The organism is Pseudonocardia sp. EV170527-09 (assembly GCF_008369905.1).
Lineage (GTDB): Bacteria > Actinomycetota > Actinomycetes > Mycobacteriales > Pseudonocardiaceae > Pseudonocardia.
Map to the genome: position 1 here is coordinate 1 of NZ_VRMC01000201.1, position 2,953 is coordinate 2,953.

Annotated in this window: 2 protein-coding genes and 1 pseudogene; 1 reads left to right on the forward strand and 2 read right to left on the reverse strand. The window is 73.6% G+C overall.

Features of this window, described 5'->3' with window-relative positions:
• Both FVA95_RS31160 and FVA95_RS28220 read right to left on the reverse strand, forming a co-directional pair.
• A pseudogene (locus FVA95_RS31160) lies at window positions 1–1,526 on the reverse strand (cell division protein FtsK); the annotation flags it as partial.
• A gap of 27 nt (window positions 1,527–1,553) precedes the next feature.
• Window positions 1,554–2,507: a hypothetical protein gene (locus FVA95_RS28220; protein ID WP_149666837.1), complete on the reverse strand. Its 954-nt coding sequence runs from the start codon at window positions 2,505–2,507 to the stop codon at window positions 1,554–1,556.
• A 152-nt stretch (window positions 2,508–2,659) separates the two neighbouring features.
• On the opposite strand from FVA95_RS28220, the gene FVA95_RS28225 reads away from it, so the two are divergent.
• A partial coding sequence (locus FVA95_RS28225; RefSeq protein WP_193564365.1) for a transposase occupies window positions 2,660–2,953 on the forward strand: 294 nt, incomplete at its 3' end.

Below are 2,953 nucleotides of genomic sequence, written 5' to 3' on the forward strand. Positions count from 1 at the left end.
GCCTGGAGCTTGCGGCCGCGCTCGGACAGCTCCGACATCAGGCCCCGCAGCGCGTCCAGGACCGTGGGGATCTGCTCGGGGTCGTCGGACACGAACAGCGTCCGCAGCCGCGGTTTGAGGGGGTCGTAGTCGGCGTTGACGGCCATGCAGTACACGTCGACCTCGACCAGCGGGTCCAGGATCGCGCCCAACAACGCGGTGATGATCAGGGTGGACTTGCCCGATCCCATCATCCCGGCCACGCCCCAGTTCGCCGCGAACAACCGCCCCAGGACGAGCTTCCCGCGCGGGTCGACCCCGACCGGGACACCCTTGAAGTAGTCCGCCGTCCCGTCCCGCAGCAGAGGCCAGGGTGCGATGGGCTTGGTGAGCGAGCCCTGGTCGGCGGTCCACAGGTCCATCACGCCGGGCTTGTCGCGCGGCTCGGTAGGCCACACCTCGACCGGCAGGCGCAGCAGGTTGTGCGCCAGCACCGGCTTGTTGTTGTTGATCATCTCCACGGTGACGCCCTCGGGCAGCAACAGTTGGCAGTGCCAGCCCTTCCCGTCATGGGTCGGCGGCATCACCCAGCGCGGCGCCCAGCCCTCCCGGAACTTGCGGTTGAGGGCGGGGATGTTCATGTTCCGCAGCGCGTTGATCACGGCCCGCTCGTCGGGGATCACGTCGCGGCGGGACTCCTCCGCCTCACCCGGCGCGACCCAGGCCGGCAGCTCGCAGCGCGAACGGCCCAGGTGCCACAGCAGCCCGACCCCGGCGGCGGTGGCGGCGAGCAGGAGGGTGGCGCCGTAGACGGCCAGGAACCACGACACCCACACGACCAGATCGGCGACCGCGACCAGCGGCGCAATCACCTGGGTGATGTCGCGGTGCCCGAACGCCAGCACCACCCCCAGCAGCAGCAGGAGTCCGGCCAGGCCGGCCAGCCCGGCGCCGACGGCCTTGATCAGGTCCAGGGGGTGGCGGATCCAGTCCATGACCCGGTCGTGGCGGCGCTGCTTCTCCGCGACGTCACGGGCCTCCCACTCCAACAGCCCTTCCTGATCCCCCGCGACCTCCGCGCGGCGCATCTGCCGCTCATACCGGGACGCGCCGTGAGCGTCGCGCCAGTAGCCGTAGGCCACCCCCGCGCCCAGGACGGGGTACCAGAGGTTGCGCACCCCGCCCTTCGCCACCGCCCGGGTCCTCGGGTGGACCACGACCGCGCGGGACACGCTGTAGGCGCGGGCCGGGGCCTGTCGAGCCACCCGGGCCAGGGCAGTCCCGGGCCGGGTCTTCACCGGCTCGCCACCGGTCCCGGTCTGGGCCTGGTCGTCGACGACCTCGCCGTCCACGACCAACGGCTCGGCGTCGGCCGGGCCGTCGGCGGTCGGGATGTCGGCGGGTGGGGTGCGGTGCGGGCGCGGTGGCGGGCGCCGCCCGTGCTCCCCCGGGGCGGTGGCCGGCCGCGCAGCCGGGCCCTCGATCGTGTCCGTGTCGCGTCCGGTGTTGTGTCCGGTGTGGTCGGTGTCGTGCGGGTTGTGGTTCACGGGTCGATTCCCCTCGATCATCGCTGGTCAGGGCTGGTTGGTTCGGTGCTCGTCGCGCAGCGCCCGCGCCCTGGCCGGGGCGCAGCGCAGGCCGGTCCGGATCGACTCCGCCGACGACGGGTCGACCTCACCCGCCGCCACCGCAGCCGCAAGCTCGGCACGCAGCTCGGCCATCGAGCGGGCCCGCGGCCGGGTCGCTTTGCGCGGTCGACGGCGGCCGTGGTCACCGACCGGGCGGTCCAGCGTCGCGACACCGTGACCGTCCGGGCGGTCGTCCTCGGTACCGATATCGGCCGGGTCGTGCTGGTCCCCGGTCCCGCCCGCGTTGTCCTCAGCGGACGGGACCGGGAGGCTCGACAGGCCCGGGGTCTGCTCGGCCAGCCACGCGGTCACCTCGGCGGCCAGCTCCTCCCCAGCCCCCGCCGAGTCGTCGGCGACAGGCAGTCCCGGGGTGGTGTGCGGTGCCAGCAGGGGGCGCCCCAGCCGGTCGCGCCGCACCCGGTAGACCCCGGGGGCGTGGACCAGGCGGGCGTCGCCGTCGGTGTCGATCTCGGCGACCGCCGCCCGCAGCGCCGCCCGGCGGGCGGCGCGCAGCTTGCGCTCGGCCGCCCGCACCGGGCCCGGGCGGCGGGCCGGTCGGGCGCCGGCGGTCACGAGCTGGTGGGCGATGACCCCGGCGACCGACACGACACCCATCACCAGGCCGGTGCTCACGCCCTGGTCCAGGCCGTGGGCGATGTTCAGCCCGGCCGCCACCGCTGCGAACGCCCACACCCCGACCTGCAACGCCCACAGCGGCGCACCCGGGTGGGCGCGGCGCCGGGACTGCACCGCCAGGGCGAACGCCCACATCCCCAGCTCGGACAGGACGGGTAGGACCGCACCGGTCGGGCCGCCGTAGACGGCGATGCCGTAGGCGGCCATCGCCGGAACCGCCATCACCGCCGACGCCACGGCGAGCGGGTAGATCAGCAGGTCCACCCGGTGTGTCCCCGCCCACGCCGTCGCGGCGGCCGGTTGCGTCCAGGGACGTGGTGTACGACGTCGTCGCTGATCAACGGCGTGGCGTCGGGATATGAGACGGCCACCGCGTGATCCTTCGAGTGCTTAGAGTTCTCGAGGGAGGAGACTCGATGGCCGCGTCAGACAGTGTGAACGATGTGGCGGGCTGGGTGAACGACCGGCTCGCTGATGCAAGCCCGGATCTGCTCCGGGCGATGATCAAACAGTTCGCCGAGACGCTCATGGCGGCCGAGGCCGACGCGATGTGCGGCGCCGGCTATCGGGAACGCAGCGCCGAGCGGGTCAACTCCCGCAACGGCTACCGGGCCCGGGACTGGGACACCCGCGCCGGCAGCGTGGAGCTGGCGATCCCCAAACTCCGCACCGGTTCCTACTTTCCCGACTGGCTGCTCGAGCGCCGGCGC